This is a genomic window from Arenibacter echinorum, from assembly GCF_003259375.1.
Lineage (GTDB): Bacteria > Bacteroidota > Bacteroidia > Flavobacteriales > Flavobacteriaceae > Arenibacter > Arenibacter echinorum.
The window spans coordinates 1-17,818 of sequence record NZ_QLLN01000012.1 but is presented as its reverse complement, the minus strand read 5'-3'; the positions used below and the strand labels follow the sequence as shown (position 1 = coordinate 17,818).

At 39.6% G+C, this 17,818-nt stretch carries 19 protein-coding genes; 9 read left to right on the top strand and 10 right to left on the bottom strand.

The window, feature by feature from the left end:
- Window position 1: 1 nt before the first annotated feature.
- Both LV92_RS21080 and LV92_RS21075 read right to left on the bottom strand, forming a co-directional pair.
- The gene (locus LV92_RS21080; RefSeq protein ID WP_111625576.1) at window positions 2–586 is read right to left on the bottom strand and encodes a methyltransferase domain-containing protein; all 585 of its coding nucleotides are present in this window, start codon (window positions 584–586) and stop codon (window positions 2–4) included.
- Entirely contained in the window at window positions 573–947 is a 375-nt protein-coding gene (locus LV92_RS21075) for an RNA-binding S4 domain-containing protein (protein ID WP_111625575.1), read from the bottom strand. The genes LV92_RS21080 and LV92_RS21075 overlap by 14 nt, the downstream gene beginning before the upstream one ends.
- A gap of 151 nt (window positions 948–1,098) precedes the next feature.
- Between LV92_RS21075 and LV92_RS21070 the strand changes: the two genes are divergently transcribed.
- Complete coding sequence (locus tag LV92_RS21070) at window positions 1,099–2,016, top strand: FKBP-type peptidyl-prolyl cis-trans isomerase (protein WP_111625574.1); 918 nt, start codon at window positions 1,099–1,101, stop codon at window positions 2,014–2,016.
- 78 nt (window positions 2,017–2,094) lie between these two features.
- Here LV92_RS21070 and LV92_RS21065 read toward each other — a convergent pair whose 3' ends face one another.
- From LV92_RS21065 to LV92_RS21055, 3 genes are all read right to left on the bottom strand, one after another.
- A complete protein-coding gene (locus tag LV92_RS21065; RefSeq protein ID WP_111625573.1) occupies window positions 2,095–2,679 on the bottom strand; it encodes an outer membrane beta-barrel protein in 585 nt (194 codons plus the stop codon).
- Window positions 2,680–2,912: 233 nt separating this feature from the next.
- Window positions 2,913–3,866 carry a transketolase family protein gene (locus LV92_RS21060; RefSeq protein ID WP_111625572.1) on the bottom strand — a complete coding sequence of 318 codons (954 nt, stop codon included), beginning with the start codon at window positions 3,864–3,866 and terminating at the stop codon, window positions 2,913–2,915.
- 38 nt (window positions 3,867–3,904) lie between these two features.
- Window positions 3,905–4,759 (bottom strand): transketolase, encoded by an 855-nt coding sequence (locus tag LV92_RS21055; RefSeq protein WP_262511309.1) that lies wholly within the window; start codon window positions 4,757–4,759, stop codon window positions 3,905–3,907.
- 158 nt (window positions 4,760–4,917) lie between these two features.
- Between LV92_RS21055 and tgt the strand changes: the two genes are divergently transcribed.
- From tgt to LV92_RS21025, 6 genes are all read left to right on the top strand, one after another.
- Window positions 4,918–6,048, top strand: coding sequence for a tRNA guanosine(34) transglycosylase Tgt (tgt, locus tag LV92_RS21050; protein ID WP_111625570.1), 1,131 nt, complete (start codon window positions 4,918–4,920; stop codon window positions 6,046–6,048).
- 3 nt (window positions 6,049–6,051) lie between these two features.
- A complete protein-coding gene (locus LV92_RS21045; protein ID WP_111625620.1) occupies window positions 6,052–7,131 on the top strand; it encodes an LptF/LptG family permease in 1,080 nt (359 codons plus the stop codon).
- Window positions 7,118–8,026 (top strand): DMT family transporter, encoded by a 909-nt coding sequence (locus tag LV92_RS21040; RefSeq protein WP_111625569.1) that lies wholly within the window; start codon window positions 7,118–7,120, stop codon window positions 8,024–8,026. The genes LV92_RS21045 and LV92_RS21040 overlap by 14 nt, the downstream gene beginning before the upstream one ends.
- A 43-nt stretch (window positions 8,027–8,069) precedes the next feature.
- On the top strand, window positions 8,070–9,023 hold the full coding sequence (locus LV92_RS21035) for an acetyl-CoA carboxylase carboxyltransferase subunit alpha (protein WP_111625568.1): 954 nt from the start codon (window positions 8,070–8,072) through the stop codon (window positions 9,021–9,023).
- Window positions 9,024–9,179: 156 nt separating this feature from the next.
- Window positions 9,180–10,727 carry a replicative DNA helicase gene (gene dnaB / locus LV92_RS21030; RefSeq protein WP_111625567.1) on the top strand — a complete coding sequence of 516 codons (1,548 nt, stop codon included), beginning with the start codon at window positions 9,180–9,182 and terminating at the stop codon, window positions 10,725–10,727.
- Window positions 10,728–10,906: 179 nt separating this feature from the next.
- Window positions 10,907–12,172, top strand: a complete 1,266-nt coding sequence (locus LV92_RS21025) for an asparagine synthetase B (protein ID WP_111625566.1) — start codon at window positions 10,907–10,909, stop codon at window positions 12,170–12,172.
- Between the two features lie 96 nt (window positions 12,173–12,268).
- Here the strand turns inward: LV92_RS21025 and LV92_RS21020 are convergent, their stop codons facing one another.
- Window positions 12,269–13,066, bottom strand: a complete 798-nt coding sequence (locus tag LV92_RS21020) for an HAD family hydrolase (protein ID WP_111625565.1) — start codon at window positions 13,064–13,066, stop codon at window positions 12,269–12,271.
- Between the two features lie 118 nt (window positions 13,067–13,184).
- On the opposite strand from LV92_RS21020, the gene LV92_RS21015 reads away from it, so the two are divergent.
- Both LV92_RS21015 and LV92_RS21010 read left to right on the top strand, forming a co-directional pair.
- Complete coding sequence (locus LV92_RS21015) at window positions 13,185–13,607, top strand: secondary thiamine-phosphate synthase enzyme YjbQ (protein WP_111625564.1); 423 nt, start codon at window positions 13,185–13,187, stop codon at window positions 13,605–13,607.
- 54 nt (window positions 13,608–13,661) lie between these two features.
- Window positions 13,662–13,934: an EF-hand domain-containing protein gene (locus LV92_RS21010; protein ID WP_111625563.1), complete on the top strand. Its 273-nt coding sequence runs from the start codon at window positions 13,662–13,664 to the stop codon at window positions 13,932–13,934.
- Between the two features lie 82 nt (window positions 13,935–14,016).
- On the opposite strand, the gene rplT is transcribed toward LV92_RS21010, so the two are convergent.
- The 4 genes from rplT to thrS form a co-directional block, all read right to left on the bottom strand.
- A complete protein-coding gene (rplT, locus tag LV92_RS21005) occupies window positions 14,017–14,361 on the bottom strand; it encodes a 50S ribosomal protein L20 (RefSeq protein WP_031444752.1) in 345 nt (114 codons plus the stop codon).
- Window positions 14,362–14,450: 89 nt separating this feature from the next.
- Entirely contained in the window at window positions 14,451–14,648 is a 198-nt protein-coding gene (gene rpmI / locus LV92_RS21000) for a 50S ribosomal protein L35 (protein WP_031444751.1), read from the bottom strand.
- 94 nt (window positions 14,649–14,742) lie between these two features.
- Window positions 14,743–15,297 carry a translation initiation factor IF-3 gene (gene infC / locus LV92_RS20995; protein ID WP_111625562.1) on the bottom strand — a complete coding sequence of 185 codons (555 nt, stop codon included), beginning with the start codon at window positions 15,295–15,297 and terminating at the stop codon, window positions 14,743–14,745.
- A gap of 106 nt (window positions 15,298–15,403) precedes the next feature.
- Entirely contained in the window at window positions 15,404–17,344 is a 1,941-nt protein-coding gene (thrS, locus tag LV92_RS20990) for a threonine--tRNA ligase (RefSeq protein WP_111625561.1), read from the bottom strand.
- Between the last annotated feature and the right edge of the window lie 474 nt (window positions 17,345–17,818).

Here is a 17,818-nt window from a genome sequence, read left to right as displayed (position 1 = left end):
TTTATTTAGATTCAAATATAAAAAAGAGTTCCTTATCCGCTCTCGGTTTTATGGAATTGTATGCGGTTTCCAGAGTTTTGATTTTAAAATGCTCTTTAAAGAGGGACATATATTCGCCTAGGCTACCTCCAAAAGGCGGTCCTGAATCCGTTAAGGGGAAATTAAACAGCAGCCCGGTCAGTTTGCCATAGGGTTTTAGCAGTTGTTTCATTTTTGTTACATAATCCTTCCTTAAGCTTGGGTCCAAGGCACAAAAAAAAGTTTGTTCCAGGATCAAATCAAAATTATTTAATGCCAAATCAAAAAAATTGCCCTCCAGGAGTTGATGCTCCGGAAAATTTGGAATCCTTTTTTTTATGTTCTCCAATGGCTGTCTAGCGATGTCTATAACAAAAACATTGGAAAACCCCTTCTCCACTAGATAAAGGAGCTCGTGCGCATTGCCTGCACCTGGAATTAGGATTTTTAAGCTCTTATCTATAAGCTGGTCAATGTATTCCTTTAATGGGCTGGAAATGTAACCTATGTCCCATCCCATTTCTCCATTCTCATACTTTTGTTCCCAAAATTCTTTATTCAGCTTCATCATCCAAGTATCCATCTATATCCCTTCGGTCTTTTTTTGTAGGTCTTCCAGCGCCCTTTTTCCGATAATAGTCCTTGGAAAATTTTAACAGCTCATTGTGTTCAAAGGCTTCTTTTGGAGTGGTATCCTTACGGTAGATGTCCACTAATTTGGCGCCTACCCTGCTCTCGGGAACATCCAGTACGGTAAATTCATAATTGATCTGGTTTTTCCTTACCACAACTTTATCCAAGGGGTATACTTCCCTTGATGGTTTTACTACTTGTTCATTGATTCTTATATGTCCCTTTTTACACGCCTCCGTAGCTATGTTTCGCGTTTTGAAATAGCGGGTGCTCCATAGGTATTTGTCAATTCGCATAAACTATTGAAAATCTTTGTTAACGTCCTCCACAAAAATAGTTGAAAATTGTATCTTGCGCCCTTTAATTAAGAAATCAATGAAGCCAAAATGGTTATTATAATAATCACTGGGTTGCATCCTGTAATTAAAAGACAATAAAAATAAACTGATGAATATAAAGAGATTTCTTTTACTTGCTTTAATTTTTTTGACTATCTGGTCCTGTAAAAAGGACGATGGGGATGACTTTGAAGTGATACCCCCCAGACTGCTAAGTGAGGTTATAGTTGAAAATGATGCTGAAATTCAGGCTTATTTAAAAACTCATTTTTATAACTATGAAGATTTTGAGGAACCAATAGATGAAAGTTTCGACCTAAGGATTAGGATCGATACCATTGCCGGGGCCAATGCAGACAAGAAATCCCTGTTCGAAGATGCCTTAACACAGGTGATAAACGTATCTTCAAGTGATTTGGGACTGGATGCGGAAGAAGTTGATATTCCACATACTTTATACTATATAGTGGCTAGGGAAGGAGTAGGTGAAAACCCTACCCCCGTAGATTCTGTATATTTAAAGTACCAGGGTATGCGTTTGGATGGAACTATTTTCGACAGCAGACTAGGATCTCCTGTCTGGTTCGATATGCAGGGATCCGGAGTTTCCGGTAATTCTGGCGTTATAAAAGGATTTAAGGAAGGAATGCCCAAATTTAAATCGGGGGGTGATATAATTGAAAATGGCGATGGTACATTTACCGTCACCGGAAGTGGGGTAGGTTTAATTTTTATGCCATCTGGTATTGCTTATTTCAGCGGAAGTGCCCCTGGGGCAACCTATGCGCCTTTAATGTTTGAAGTAAACTTATTGGCTGCCAATACTGCCGATCATGATGGGGATGGGGTAAATACCATTCTTGAAGATTTGGATGGGGACGGTAATCTTTATAATGATGATACCGATGAGGATGGCCTTCCAAATTATTTGGACACTGATGACGATGGGGATGGTATACTTACCGAAGACGAATTAGGGGATTCCAATAACGATGGTGTTCCCGATTATTTGGACAAAAATATTTAAAGTTTAAATTTAGTCCAATAAATAAAAAATGCCCCCGCAATTGCGGGGGCATTTTTAGTTTCTGTATTTAAAATGCTATTAAAGTTTTAGGGCCAAGCTCAAAATTAATTGGTCGGGCCTGGTGTCAATTCTGTCACCTGGAGTTACCCCATTGTTTGAAATAACCGTTACTTCATTTTCACTAAAACCTCTTTCATATCTTAGGTCTATTCCAAACTTGCCAAAAGAAAGTCCGGCACCGATGTTTAGTCCTACTGTAAAATCATTTTCAGCGTCACTTAAGGTAATTCCTTCATAATCCGTGTCCAAAATATATTGGAAGGCAGGTCCTGCAAATAGGTTTAAAGGGCCAATCAAATTTACGCCAAGCAGAATAGGCATGTCCAATTTACTCATGTTCAGACTGTTGTTGTCGTAGTCTGATTTTGTTTTGGTATAGACCAATTCAGGCCTAAGGTAGATTTTATCCCCGATTATGCCAAAGATTCCAATGTGGTATCCCACATTTCCTTTAGGGTTTTTGTAGGCGTTTTCGGCAGATTCGAAATAATCGCCATTGGCGCCATAGTTAAGTCCGCCTTTGATTCCGAATCCTGAACCTTTTTGCGCATGTGCAGTAATACCCATTAGGGCTATAGCTGCTAATAAAACTGTTTTCTTCATCATAATGTGTTCTTTTAAAATTAGAATACATTGTGCAATATTAAGCACAACGTCTTTAATTGTTTAACCTAAAAAGAATTTATCTTGACACGAAAAGGTGAGGGAATGGCATAAAAAAACCACTAAATTCTACCTTTATTTAGTGGGTAGTTTTAGCAGTTTAATTGAGTTCTGTTCCATAGTTTTCGCCATTTTCCATGTTAAGAATCCTCATCTCCCTAAAGGGGATCTGATTATTTTCTTTTTAACACACTCACAACGGCGTTCACTATAGCTTTATTGTTTAATCCGTATTTATCCATTAATTGCTCAGGTGTGCCACTTTCGCCAAAAGTATCTTTGGTGGCAACAAACTCCTGTGGAGTAGGCAGCGTGGTAGCAAGGAATCCAGAGATACTTTCGCCAAGTCCGCCTAGATAATTGTGCTCTTCCGCAGTAACTATACAACCTGTTTTTTTAACAGATTTTAACACTGCTTCCCCGTCAAGGGGCTTAATGGTATGTATGTTTATTACTTCGGCAGATATACCTTGTTTTTCTAAATTTTCGGCTGCTATCAATGCCTCCCATACCAAGTGCCCTGTAGCTACTATAGTAACATCGGTTCCTTCGCTGAGCATTACGGCTTTGCCTATTTCAAATTTTTGGTCAACAGGAGTAAAATTAGCCACTTTTGGTCGCCCAAACCTTAGGTAAACAGGGCCGTGATGTTCTGCTATTGCAATGGTAGCAGCCTTTGTCTGGTTGTAGTCACAAGTGTTGATGACGGTCATTCCAGGCAACATCTTCATCAATCCCAAATCTTCCAATATTTGGTGTGTAGCACCGTCTTCCCCTAAGGTAACGCCTGCATGGGAAGCACAGATTTTTACGTTCTTATCGGAATAGGCGATAGATTGTCTTATTTGATCATAGACCCTTCCAGTGGAAAAGTTGGCAAAAGTTCCGGTAAAGGGAATTTTTCCACCTATGGTGAGTCCGGCGGCAATACCCATCATATTGGCCTCGGCAATACCTATTTGGAAGAAACGTTCCGGGTTTTCCTCTATAAATTTCTCCATCTTAAGGGAACCTACCAAATCAGCGCACAAAGCAACTACATTTGGGTTGGTCCTGCCCAATTCGGCCAATCCCGCACCAAAACCACTCCTTGTGTCATTTTTACCTTGATCTATATATTTTTTCATCTGTATTTTCTTTAATTTTTGTTGGAAAAGGTTATGGATTAATAATCCCCTAATGTTTCAGGGTTCTGCGCCAAAGCGGTCGCCAATTGCTCGTCGTTGGGAGCTTTGCCGTGCCATGCGTGGGTGTACATCATAAAATCTACCCCGTGTCCCATTACGGTATGCAATAGTACGCATACCGGTTTTCCTTTTCCGGTCCTACTTTTGGCCTCTTTCATCCCTTTTAAAATGGCTTCCAGATCATTTCCTTCCTTGATATCCAAAACATCCCATCCAAAAGCTTCAAATTTTTTCTTTAGGTCCCCCATAGGAAGTACATCTTCCGTAGCCCCGTCTATCTGTTGGCCGTTATAATCTATGGTGGCAATAATGTTGTCCACTTTCTTGCCTGCAGCATACATAATGGCCTCCCAATTTTGACCTTCCTGTAACTCGCCATCACCGTGAAGGGTATAGACCAGTTTGGAATCTTTGTTGAGTTTTTTGGCCTGCGCCGCACCCAAGGCCACGGACATGCCCTGCCCCAATGAACCTGATGCGATACGAACACCTGGCAAACCTTCATGAGTGGTAGGATGACCCTGCAAACGTGAATCTATTAATCTAAAGGTATTTAATTCCTTAATCGGAAAATAACCTTTTCTAGCCAGAACACTGTAGAAAACAGGGGATATGTGACCATTGGACAAAAAGAAAAGATCTTCTCCTTTTCCGTTCATTTCAAATTTGTCCTTAAGCTCCATGATTTCATTGTAAAGGGCAACAATAAATTCTGTACAGCCCAGGGAACCTCCTGGATGCCCGGAGTTTACCTTATGAACCATTCTTAGAATGTCCCTGCGAACCTGAACGGTCAAATCTTGTAATTCTTGAAGTTTTGGCATTTTATCTATATTTTTTAAACTTTTCAAAAGTAATGGCAATCTTTTGGGTACACAAGCAGGAATTACAATATTTTATCAACTATCATAGCCAATAACAGAACTTTATTTTTTTGTTAAGGATTTAATGGCTTTGAGTTGACTATATTTGCGGCTTTAAATAGATTTTTTTGAAATTTACCTTACAACATTCAGACTCAAGGACTAAAGCCAGGGCGGCAGAGCTTATTACGGACCACGGTAAGATAGAAACTCCCATTTTTATGCCTGTAGGTACAGTGGCTTCGGTAAAAGGGGTGCACCAAAAGGAATTGAGGGAGGAGATAAATCCGGACATTATTTTAGGGAATACCTATCATTTGTATTTAAGGCCTAAAACCGAAATACTCAAACAAGCTGGAGGACTTCATAAGTTTATGAACTGGGACCGCAATATTTTAACGGATAGTGGGGGTTACCAAGTCTATTCCTTATCGGATAACAGAAAGATAAAGGAAGAAGGTGTTAAGTTCAAGTCCCATATAGATGGTTCTTATCATGTGTTTACCCCAGAGAACGTTATGGAAATTCAGCGTGTCATCGGTGCTGATATCATTATGGCTTTTGATGAATGTACTCCATATCCGTGCGATTATAATTACGCCAAGAGATCCATGCACATGACTCATAGGTGGTTGGACCGATGTATTAAGCATTTGGAAAAAACTCCTTTTACCTATGATTTTGAACAAACTTTTTTTCCTATCGTTCAAGGCTCTACTTATAAGGACCTTAGGCAACAGTCGGCCGAATATATTGCAGGGGTAGGAGCAGAAGGTAATGCCATTGGCGGACTTTCCGTAGGCGAACCTGCCGAGGAAATGTATGCAATGACAGAGGTGGTCTGTGAAATACTGCCAGAGGATAAGCCCAGATATTTAATGGGAGTCGGTACCCCTATCAATATTTTGGAGAATATTGCCTTGGGGATTGATATGTTCGATTGTGTGATGCCTACCAGAAATGCTAGAAATGGGATGTTGTTTACGGCACATGGCACTATCAATATAAAAAATAAGAAGTGGGAAGACGATTTTTCCCCTTTGGACGAGATGGGGACTACTTTTGTAGACCATGAATATTCCAAGGCCTACCTAAGACATTTGTTCGCCGCGAACGAGTATTTGGGAAAACAAATCGCCACCATTCATAATTTAGGATTTTATATGTGGTTGGTTCGTGAGGCAAGAAAACATATTTTAGCAGGGGATTTCTATGAGTGGAAATCTGTAATGGTAAAACAAATGGATAAACGACTATAGGTGCTGACCATAATAGATAAATACATACTTAAGCGCTATCTGGCAACCTTTTTTGTGATGCTTCTGCTGTTCGTTCCCATTGGAATTATGGCAAATTTGGCCGAGCAGGTAGGAAAAATGATCGATAACGAGGTCCCTTTCCCAGAAATTGCCATGTATTATTTGAATTTCACTTTTGTGATCGGGAATCTCTTATTTCCAATTTTTCTATTTCTATCTGTAATTTTCTTTACCTCTAAATTGGCCAACAATACCGAAATTGTAGCTATTCTTAGTTCTGGAGTATCCTATGGGCGATTTCTACGTCCCTATTTAATCGGGGCTTCCATAATTGCCGTTATCATGTTCTTTATGGGCATGTTTATAGTACCCAATGCAAGTGTGGGATACAATGAGTTTATTTTTAAATATTTAAAAAAGGGAAAACAGGATAGGGTTACTACCAATATATTTAATCAACTTAATGAGAACGACTATATCTATGTGAGCAGTTTTGATCCTGCCAGACAGATAGGATATAACTTCACCATGGAGCGTTTTAATGAGGAGAACACCTTGGACTTTAAGATATCGGCGGCCAACATACGTTGGATAGAGAAGGATACGATTTATAGGCTTACTTCCTATGAGAAGCGAAAACTGGTTAATAATCAAGAAATTGTGGAAACAAAAAGAAGATTGGATACTATTTTCGATTTTAAGATCGACGACCTAACCCCGGTTTCCTATATAGCTGAAACCAAGAATATGTTTGAGCTAAATAAATTTATTGAGACGCAAAAAAGAAAAGGTGCCTCCAATATCAATAGTTATATCTTGGTCAAGTATAAGCGATGGGCTCTGCCCATTGCGGCATTTATCCTTACTGTTATAGCGGTTGCGGTATCCTCTGTAAAACGCCGTGGAGGTATGGGGGTCAATCTGGCCTTCGGTATAGGGGTGGCATTTATATACATCTTTTTTGACAAAGTTTTCGGGACCCTGGCAGAACAATCTGGATTTTCACCCTTATGGGCAGTGATTATTCCCAATGTTATGTTTGGGGCCATAGCTTTTTACTTGTTGCAGAATGCCAAACGTTAAGCTCAATAATTATCTTCACCTACATTTTATAGTTTTTATCTGGGGCTTTACGGCGGTCCTTGGCAAGTTGATAACTATTGATGCTCTTCCTTTGGTTTGGTATCGTATGTTGATGGCTTCCTTGATCATTTTGGCCTATATCCTTATACGGAAATTTAAGTTGAAGGTATCTCGAAAAACACTGTTGATGCTAATTTTAGGTGGAATCGTGGTATCCTTGCATTGGGTCACCTTTTTTATGGCCATCAAAGTTTCCAATGTGTCTATTGCCCTGGCAACGATGTCTACGGGCGCATTTTTTACAGCCTTGTTGGAACCGTTTTGGTATGGCCGGAAAATGGTTGGTTATGAAGTGGTATTCGGACTAATTGTTATGCTGGGCCTATATATAATGTTTAGGGTGGAGACAGGTTACCTAAATGGAATACTACTGGCATTGGTGTCCTCCTTGTTATCTGCCACTTTTTCATTGATCAATGGTAAATTAACTCAGGAGCAAAGACCGTCAATAATTTCGTTTTATGAATTAGGTAGTGGTGTCCTGTTTTTGTCTATTTATCTGGCGTTTTCCCATAGTTTTGACCAAAAGTTTTTTCAGCTGTCCTTTAATGATTGGTTGTATATATTTATCCTTGCATCGGTCTGTACGGCTTATGCTTTCATTGCCTCGGTTAAGATCCTAAAATATATTTCCCCTTATACCGTAATGTTGACTATTAACTTGGAACCCGTATATGGAATAATATTGGCCTTTCTCCTTCTGGGCGAAAGTGAAAAAATGAATCCGCTTTTTTATGTAGGAGCACTGTTGATATTGACTACAGTGGTTGCCAACGGGATTTTGAAGAATCGAAAAAAATTAAAAAAAAAGACTAATAGGGTACCTTCCCATTAAAGTTTTATATTTGCTGGTTGAAAAGGACTAAACCAATAAACCTATGGAGTATTTAGATTTTGAACTGCCAATTAAAGAGCTGGAAGAGCAATTGGATAAGTGCATGATTATCGGTGAAGAAAGTGAAGTTGATGTTTCTGAGACTTGTAAACAAATAGAGAAAAAACTCGTTGAGACGCGTAAGGAGATATATAAGAACCTTACCGCGTGGCAAAGGGTGCAATTGTCAAGGCATCCTAATAGACCTTATACCCTAGATTATATAAGGGCCATTTGTGGGGAAACCTTTTTGGAACTGCATGGCGATCGCAATGTTAAGGATGATAAGGCAATGATCGGTGGTCTAGGCAAAATTGGTGATCAAAGTTATATGTTTGTTGGTCAACAGAAGGGCTATAATACTAAGACAAGACAGTTGCGCAATTTTGGAATGGCCAACCCTGAAGGGTACAGAAAAGCATTGCGCTTAATGAAGTCTGCCGAAAAGTTCGGTATCCCGGTAGTATGCTTAATAGACACTCCAGGGGCATATCCCGGAATTGAGGCAGAAGAAAGAGGCCAAGGGGAGGCAATTGCAAGGAATATCTTGGAAATGACCCGCCTAAAAGTTCCCATTATCGTTGTAATTATTGGTGAAGGTGCTTCAGGAGGTGCATTGGGTATTGGTGTAGGGGATAAGGTATTGATGTTGGAAAATACCTGGTACTCCGTTATTTCACCTGAATCCTGTTCTTCCATCCTTTGGAGAAGTTGGGAATACAAAGAAATTGCGGCAGAGGCCTTAAAGCTTACAGCAACGGACATGAAGAAAATGAAGTTGATAGACGAGATTGTTCGTGAACCGGTAGGGGGAGCCCATGCCAATAGAGATAAGACTTTTGAGATAGTAAAAAATAAAATTTCTTCGCATTATGAGCAATTAAAAAAGTTATCACCAAAAGAATTGGTTAAAAACCGAATGGATAAATATGCCAATATGGGTGTATTTAATGGATAATATCCCTTTTTGACAAGGTGAAAAAAACTGGAGCGGAAATTCTCCGGTTTTTTTTTGCTTATGAACAAATTTCGTAACTTATCAACAGGCATATTGTTGAACAACTGTTAATATCCCAAATCTCTTTTTAATTCTTATTTGTATAATTTAGCACTCATGGAAAAAACGAACCCCATTATTGGTCATCGAATAGACAAGTCGACCATCATTAGCCTTGAGAAGGGAAAAATACCTCCTCAAGCTGTTGATTTAGAGGAAGTTGTGCTCGGTGCAATGATGATCGACAAGAAGGGGGTCGATGAAGTAATAGATATCCTACATCCTGAAGCCTTTTATAAGGATGCCCATAGATATATCTACGAAGCCATTTTTAAGTTGTTTGAAAATTCTGAACCGGTGGATTTATTAACCGTTTCGTCCCAATTGAAGAAGGATGGTCGGTTGGAGAGTGCCGGAGGCGATTTTTACCTGATAAAATTAACGCAAAAAGTAGCTTCTTCGGCGCATATTGAGTTTCATGCACGTATTATCCTTCAGAAATTTATCCAACGGAGTCTTATAAAAATTTCAAATGAAATAATTGAAGAAGCCTATGAGGATTCTACCGATGTGTTCGACTTGTTGGACACCGCTGAATCCAAATTGTACGATGTTACACAGGGCAACTTGAAGCGTTCTGCTGAAACTGCCCAGAATTTGGTGATACAGGCCAAGAAAAGGATAGAGGAAATTGCTGGTAAGGAAGGACTTAGTGGTATCCCATCAGGTTTCGACAAATTGGACAAATTAACTTCTGGATGGCAGCCTAGTGACTTGGTTATTGTGGCAGCCCGTCCAGGTATGGGTAAAACAGCCCTTACCCTGTCCATGGCTAGAAATATTGCAGTAAATTCCAATATTGGAGTGGCCTTCTTTTCCCTGGAAATGTCATCCGTGCAGTTGATTACAAGGTTGATTTCCTCGGAGACCGGCCTGTCTTCCGAAAAATTAAGAACTGGAAGATTGGAGAAACATGAATGGGAACAGTTGAACGTTAAGGTAAAGGCCTTGGAGACTGCACCCTTATTTATTGACGATACCCCATCACTTTCTATTTTCGACCTTAGGGCAAAGGCTAGGCGTTTGGCTTCACAACATGATATCAAGATGATCATTATAGATTATTTGCAGTTGATGACAGCGGGAGGAAGTCAAAAAGGAGGAAACCGTGAACAGGAGATATCAACTATATCCAGGAACTTAAAGGCCTTGGCCAAAGAATTGAACGTTCCTGTAATAGCACTTTCCCAGTTATCACGAGCTGTAGAAACCAGGGGTGGTAGTAAACGACCAATTTTATCGGATTTGAGGGAATCCGGGGCAATTGAGCAGGATGCGGATATTGTTTCCTTTATCTATAGACCGGAGTATTATAAGATTGATGAATGGGATGATGAAGAACGCTCACCAACTGCCGGACAAGCCGAATTTATTGTGGCGAAGCATAGAAATGGTGGTTTGGAGAATATCCGACTCAAGTTCGTTGGACATTTAGGTAAATTTGACAATTTGGATGATTTTGATTCCCCCTTTGAATTTCAATCGAAAATGAATGCGGTTGATGATAATCCCTTCATCACGAAAAACCTTCCGAATGCCAACGAAGCCTTTGGCAGTTCCATGAATGATGATTCCATGCAGGATGATAGCGATGTACCTTTTTAACAAGGGTAAATTGGTTTATCTTACAGATTTTTCTTTTGGTTTTTTTGGTAATTGGCTTTCAAATAGTTGCTTGTGCTATGCTCTAAGCAATAGGTCATTTTGAAAATTTTAACCCTATTTCAAAACTGAAACATCAATTTTCCAGTATCTTTGGGAAGATGCTCATAAGATATCGGTACATGCGAAATTGTTTTTTCTCCCTTTTCTTTATTCTATTTTCTATATTGGAAATTTCAGCTACGTCCATTCTTATTCCTATGGATGCTGACAGTCAGAAAAACCATTTAAAGGCTTATGGCATCACCTATTGGGTATTGACCAAACAGCAAAAAGTACAGTGGCTTTTAAATTATAGGGGCGGATCTTTTTTATTGCCGGATGGCGAGAATATCCGTCGGGAATGTCAGATTAGGGGAGTGTCTTTTGAGATTGTATCGGATTCCCAGACCCAACTTATTTTAGAAGAAATTGCAAGTCCTTCACAGAACCAAGAAGCGGTAATTTTGGAGAAAGCCCCAAAAATAGCCGTTTATTCACCTAAGGATAATTCGCCTTGGGACGATGCTGTTACCATGGTACTTACCTATGCCGAGATTCCTTATGATAAAATTTATGACGAGGAAGTTTTGGAGGACAAATTGGTGCTCTATGATTGGCTGCATTTGCACCATGAAGACTTCACAGGGCAATACGGGAAATTTTATGGGGCTTATAGGGCTGCTCCCTGGTATATAGAAGGAAAACAGCAGGCAGAAGCATTGGCCCTAAAATTAGGGTTCAATAAAGTTTCAGAGGAAAAGCGGGCTGTAGCACTTAAAATAAGAAATTACGTTATAGGGGGAGGGTTTATGTTTGCTATGTGCTCTGCCACTGATAGTTTTGATATAGCCTTGGCTGCGGACGAGGTGGATATATGCGAACCAATGTTCGATGGAGACCCATCGGACGCCAATTATCAAGCTAAGTTGGATTATAGTAAAACTTTTGCCTTTACCAATTTTATCTTGGAGCGTAATCCGTTGCAATACGAATTTTCTTCCATAGATATGACGATGAAACGGGGTAATGTGCCCAATGAATCGGATTATTTTTCGTTGATGGATTTCTCTGCAAAATGGGATCCAGTGCCTACAATGCTATGTCAGAACCATACTGCCCTGGTCAAAGGATTTATGGGGCAGACTACCGCTTTCGCCAGGGAAGAGATTAAACCTACGGTCTTGGTTTTGGGGGAAAATAAAATTAATGGGGAGGCCAGATATATTCATGGAATTAAAGGAAAGGGATTCTTTACTTTTTATGGGGGTCACGATCCGGAAGACTATCAGCATAGGGTAGGGGATCCAAAGACAGAATTGGAACTGCATCCTACATCTCCAGGTTATCGTCTTATTCTAAACAATGTATTGTTTCCTGCTGCCCAGAAAAAGAAACAAAAAACCTAATATAAGGTAGGGATCAAGACCACATTGTGGTCTTAGGAAAATTAAACTCTTTGAACCCTAATGTAGCTTACCCGCCTTCATAAAATAGTATGCTATCTATAGTCTCAATAACTGTTCCAAAACAGTCTCCACTCCATATTCGTCATTGCTCTTCGTCTTAAAATTTGCCGCTGCGGTTACATTGGGATGTGCATTGGCCATTGCAAAACTAAAATCGGCCATTGCCAACATTTCCAGGTCGTTATTGTAATCCCCAAACACCATGGTTTCCTGTCTGCTAATACCGTACTTTTCTTGAATATGTTGAAGCGCATAACCTTTATTGGCGTTCATATGGGAAATATCCAACCAATTCTCTCCAGAAACTTTGACTTTTAATTCGGACTCCAAATGATTTACCAATGGATAAATATACTTTTCAGAACTTTCAAAATGGTAAATGGCTATTTTTAATACCTCGCCATCAAAGGAGGCAATGTCGTTTAAGATGCTAAACTGGGAATAGTACTCCCTTAATTTGCTTACAAAATCATCGGAATTTCCATTGATATAGGCATTGTTCTTTCCGCATAGCACAGGATGAATGCCTTCAACATTCTTTAATAGTTCTATAGTACTTTTAATGGTAGTATGGTTCAATGGGGTAGCCAGCAATTCCTGCTCCTGCTTTTTTACAAAAGCTCCATTTTCTGCCACAACTATAATATCATCCTTAATGGTGTCCAATTTGTCTACTATACTGTTATATTGCCGCCCACTGGCTGCAACAAACTTTATGTCCCTTTTTTTTAATTCTTCAAATAATTTGAAGAATTTGCTACTTACTTCATGCTTGGAGTTCAATAGGGTGCCATCCATATCGGTGACCACCATTTTTACCTTTGATAAATCCATTCAAATAAATTAAGCTGCAAAGGTATTTGATATTGACCTAATTAATGGCCTTCTTACATAAAGTTTCACATTTCTTAATATTTATCGAAATTTGAATAAATTCCAAATACCAATAGTTATGTTGTTTTACCAGAAAGAATTACGTTTAAGAGCTTATAGCAGGGGTTTTCATTTAATTACGGACACCATTATTGAACACCTTCCACATATAAAAAGGATTCAAACAGGTATGTTACAGGTGTTCATAAAGCATACTTCAGCAAGCTTGACCATAAATGAAAATGCGGATTCCACCGTTAGGTCCGATTTAGAAAGTCATATGAATGTCATGGTTCCGGAAAATGCGACCTATTACCTTCATGATTATGAAGGTTCGGACGATATGCCTGCGCATATAAAATCCTCCTTAATGGGGGCCTCTGTACAGATACCCATTAGCAATGGAAAATTGAATATGGGAATTTGGCAAGGTATCTATTTGTGCGAACACAGGAATAATGCCAGTGGCAGGAATTTGGTTGTAAGCTATTTTGGGGTTTAGCCAACTGTGTTTTATTTAGTAAATTAGTGTATTATGCATTTTAAAGAATAGGATATGGCTACAAAAGATATGATTTTGGATAAAATACAGATCCTGATCACCAACAAATTTGAAACACCGGAGGAGGCCTATAACTTTTTTGATCACGATGGCGATGGTAAACTTAAAAAAAGTGAGATTGTTGAATTGTTGAAAAAGGCGGAAATAAGTGGATTTTTGCGGGGAATTGTTTCTTCCAAGCTAATTGAAGGTTATGATAAATCTGGCGATGAGTTGATAGACTGGGAAGAATTTAAGCAGGCTATCAGCAAAATAAAAACGACCTGACAAATTTTAGCTTTTGTATAGGCCACAAAAAAAACCTGTTCCATAGGGAACAGGTTTTTATAAACGAGATAAGTTTATTAATTTATTTTACTTTGTTCACAATAGCTTTGAAAGCTTCTGGGTGGTTCATGGCCAAATCCGCCAATACCTTACGGTTTAGCTCTATATTGTTGGCTTTTACCTTGCCCATAAACTGGGAATAGGACATTCCGTGCAATCTGGCACCAGCATTGATACGGGTAATCCATAAGGAACGGAAATTTCTTTTCTTGTTTCTACGATCTCTGTAAGCATATAACATTGCTTTTTCAACCGCATTTTTGGCTACTGTCCAAACGTTTTTACGTCTTCCAAAGTACCCTTTGGCCTGCTTCATTACCTTTTTTCTTCTGGCTCTGGAAGCAACTGAATTTACTGATCTTGGCATAATTTAAATTGTTTTTTGTAGTAGGCGATCCTTTAATGCAGAATACTTTTATGGCCTAACTCCAGGGTTAATAATTACCGTTGGAACGATTACTTTAAACGCAATTGTTCCTTAATACTGTTAACGTCCGCCTCGTGAACTAATCCAGAGTGGGTTAACGCTAGCTTACGCTTTTTAGACTTCTTCGTTAGAATATGGCTCTTAAAGGCGTGCTTTCTTTTAATTTTACCACTACCGGTAAGCTTAAATCGCTTTTTGGCACTGGATTTTGTTTTCTGTTTAGGCATTTTCTTCCTATTTATTAATTTATCTCGCTTACTATTTTTATGCTAAAACATTTTTAGCATTTTATTTTGGTAACCATAGCCATACGGCCTAGGTTTATTTTTTAGTTTTTGGGGCAATGAACATTGTCATACGCTTACCCTCGAGTTTAGGCATTTGTTCCACTTTGCCCAAATCTTCCAATTCGGAGGCCAACTTAAGCAATAATATCTCTCCTTGGTCTTTATAAACAATAGAACGACCTTTGAAAAACACATAGGCCTTTAGCTTTGCACCATCTTTTAAGAATTTTTCTGCGTGTTTCTTCTTAAACTCGTAGTCATGGTCATCCGTTTGAGGGCCAAACCTTATTTCTTTTACGATTACTTTGGTGGCTTTGGACTTCATGACCTTTTCCCTTTTCTTTTGCTCGTAAAGGAATTTCTTGTAATCTATAATTTTACACACTGGGGGATCAGCTTTAGGGGAAATCTCCACTAAGTCCAATTCCAGTTCTTCCGCTTTGGCCAAGGCTTCACGGGTGCTATATACACCTACTTCGACATTGTCGCCAACCAACCTAACCTTGGGCGATGAAATACTTTCATTAATGTTGTGAGGGTTTTTATTTTCCCTCCTAGGTTGGGGTCTAAATCTTTTTCTAATTGCTATGACGTAATCTTTTTAGTTAAACATTTACTACTTAAACCTCTTTCCGATTTTCCGCTCCTTGGGAGAGGTTAGATTTGCTTTTTGAACAAATCCGGGCGAGGCAATTTTAAAACGACTTTAAGGTACTGTTTATTTCATTTACTACCAAGTCGGTAAAGGCTTTTACGGAGATGGCTCCTAAATCTTCGCCACCGTGTCTCCTAATGGAAATGGTTTCCTCTTTTTCTTCATTCTCCCCTACAATCAGCATAAATGGGATTTTATTCATTTCTGCTTCACGTATTTTCTTGCCTACCGTTTCATTTCGGTTGTCAATGAGGGCGCGAATATCGTTATTTTCTAAGGAATTTAAAACGTTTTGGGCATATATTTCATGTTTTTCACTGACAGGGAGGATTATAGCCTGCTCCGGCATCAGCCAAAGCGGAAAATTCCCACCGGTGTGTTCCAGTAATAAGGCTATAAAACGCTCCATACTTCCGAAAGGTGCCCTATGGATCATAACCGGCCTGTGCAGTTCATTGTCACTGCCTTTATAGGTAAGGTCAAATCGCTCTGGTAAATTGTAATCCACCTGTATAGTTCCCAACTGCCAGTTCCTGCCAAGTGCATCTTTTACCATAAAATCTAACTTTGGGCCATAAAATGCAGCTTCACCACTTTCTATCACAAAATTCAGACCTTTTTCCTTAGCAGCATTGATTATTGCGTTTTCAGCCTTTTCCCAGTTTTCTACGGAGCCAATATATTTCTCGGGTTTTTCCAAATCCCTAACGGATACTTGGGCCGTAAAATTGCCAAAACCCAACGATCCCAATACATATAAGGTTAGGTCGATTACGTTTTTAAACTCATCTGCCAACTGATCAGGGGTACAGAAAATGTGGGCATCATCTTGCGTAAAGCCACGTACTCTGGTAAGACCATGTAGTTCTCCACTCTGTTCATAACGGTAAACTGTTCCGAACTCCGCATATCTTTTTGGAAGCTCCCTGTAGCTAAAGGGCTTGGTATTGTATATTTCACAGTGATGTGGACAGTTCATTGGCTTCAACAGGAACTCCTCATCTTCTTTTGGAGTTTTTATTGGTTGAAAGCTGTCTGCTCCATACTTTTCATAATGGCCAGAGGTAACATAAAGTTCCTTTTGTCCAATATGTGGGGTAACCACCATCTCGTATCCGGCTTTTTTCTGTGCTTTCTTTAAGAAATTCTCCAAGCGCTCCCGTAAAGCAGCTCCTTTTGGAAGCCATAAGGGGAGGCCTTGTCCTACTTTTTGAGAGAAGGTAAACAGTTCCAATTCCTTGCCCAGTTTCCTGTGGTCCCTTTTCTTGGCCTCTTCCAATAGTTCCAGGTACTCGGTAAGTTCTTTCTGTTTTGGAAAGGAAATACCATAAACCCTGGTCAACTGATTGTTTTTTTCGTTCCCTCTCCAATAGGCACCGGCTACGCTCAATATTTTAATGGCCTTTATAATACCGGTATTAGGTATGTGTCCTCCTCTGCATAGATCGGTGAAAGTGTCATGGTCACAGAAGGTAATGGTGCCGTCTTCAAGATTTTCTATAAGTTCTACCTTATATTGGTTCCCTTGGGATTGGTACAGTTCCAATGCCTCTGCCTTGGTGGCGGAGCGCATCTTAAAATCGTGTTTTCCCCTGGCAATTTCCAGGGCTTTTTTTTCAATTTCGGGAAAGTCCTTTTCGGAAATGGTACCGTCAGGTAGATCTACATCATAATAAAATCCGTTATCAATGGCTGGTCCTATGGTTAGTTTTACACCGGGGTATAATTCTTCCAGAGCTTGGGCCACAACGTGGGAGGTAGAATGCCAGAATGCGGTTTTTCCTTCTTTGTCGTTCCAGCTATATAGGATAAGAGACCCGTCTTCCTTTAATGGTGTTATGGTTTCAACGGTGACGCCATTAAATTTTGCGGAAATAATATTTCGTGCTAAACCTTCACTTATGCTTTTGGCTACCTCTAAAGGCGTTGTTCCTTTGGCATATTCTCTAATGCTCCCGTCGGGTAAAGTTATTTTGATCATGCTTTTTTGTCGTAATAAGTGTGCAAAGATAACATCTAGTATTTATGTTGGCAATATATATAGGTACGATTTTATTTATATATATAGTATAGTTGTTTGGCGTTCCCTCCTTGTGTCGGGCCGTGTGCTGTGCTGTATCCCTTGCTTTGCTTCGGGGATGCCGCTGCGCCCACTAACGCGGGGGGCTTCAATTTTAACGTTGCATTGTTTTGCGGTTATGGGAAAAAGTATTAAATTGTTTTCCCTTTTTCGGGTAAATTTCCGTGCGCAAGGTGCTTGTTGACAGCGGGTTGTGCGGGGGCCTAAAAAAAAGGCGAAAAAAGTTTTGAAAAATCCTTGTGGATTTAAAAAAGGGTGGTAGATTTGCACCCCGCTAACGAAGCAATTCGGGAATCGGCGGAAAGGGTGTTCGGAGCACTGCGTTCATTAAGGTTCTGTATCCGATATCGTCCGGCAAAAAAGAAAAAATATTTT

Coding starts and splice junctions, on each gene's coding strand:
- LV92_RS21080 (WP_111625576.1), bottom strand. CDS start 586: ATGAAGCTGAATAAAGAATTTTGGGAACAAAAGTATGAGAATGGAGAA.
- LV92_RS21075 (WP_111625575.1), bottom strand. CDS start 947: ATGCGAATTGACAAATACCTATGGAGCACCCGCTATTTCAAAACGCGA.
- LV92_RS21070 (WP_111625574.1), top strand. CDS start 1,099: ATGAATATAAAGAGATTTCTTTTACTTGCTTTAATTTTTTTGACTATC.
- LV92_RS21065 (WP_111625573.1), bottom strand. CDS start 2,679: ATGAAGAAAACAGTTTTATTAGCAGCTATAGCCCTAATGGGTATTACT.
- LV92_RS21060 (WP_111625572.1), bottom strand. CDS start 3,866: ATGAAAAAATATATAGATCAAGGTAAAAATGACACAAGGAGTGGTTTT.
- LV92_RS21040 (WP_111625569.1), top strand. CDS start 7,118: ATGCCAAACGTTAAGCTCAATAATTATCTTCACCTACATTTTATAGTT.
- LV92_RS21035 (WP_111625568.1), top strand. CDS start 8,070: ATGGAGTATTTAGATTTTGAACTGCCAATTAAAGAGCTGGAAGAGCAA.
- dnaB (WP_111625567.1), top strand. CDS start 9,180: ATGGAAAAAACGAACCCCATTATTGGTCATCGAATAGACAAGTCGACC.
- LV92_RS21025 (WP_111625566.1), top strand. CDS start 10,907: ATGCGAAATTGTTTTTTCTCCCTTTTCTTTATTCTATTTTCTATATTG.
- LV92_RS21020 (WP_111625565.1), bottom strand. CDS start 13,066: ATGGATTTATCAAAGGTAAAAATGGTGGTCACCGATATGGATGGCACC.
- LV92_RS21015 (WP_111625564.1), top strand. CDS start 13,185: ATGTTGTTTTACCAGAAAGAATTACGTTTAAGAGCTTATAGCAGGGGT.
- LV92_RS21010 (WP_111625563.1), top strand. CDS start 13,662: ATGGCTACAAAAGATATGATTTTGGATAAAATACAGATCCTGATCACC.
- rplT (WP_031444752.1), bottom strand. CDS start 14,361: ATGCCAAGATCAGTAAATTCAGTTGCTTCCAGAGCCAGAAGAAAAAAG.
- rpmI (WP_031444751.1), bottom strand. CDS start 14,648: ATGCCTAAACAGAAAACAAAATCCAGTGCCAAAAAGCGATTTAAGCTT.
- thrS (WP_111625561.1), bottom strand. CDS start 17,344: ATGATCAAAATAACTTTACCCGACGGGAGCATTAGAGAATATGCCAAA.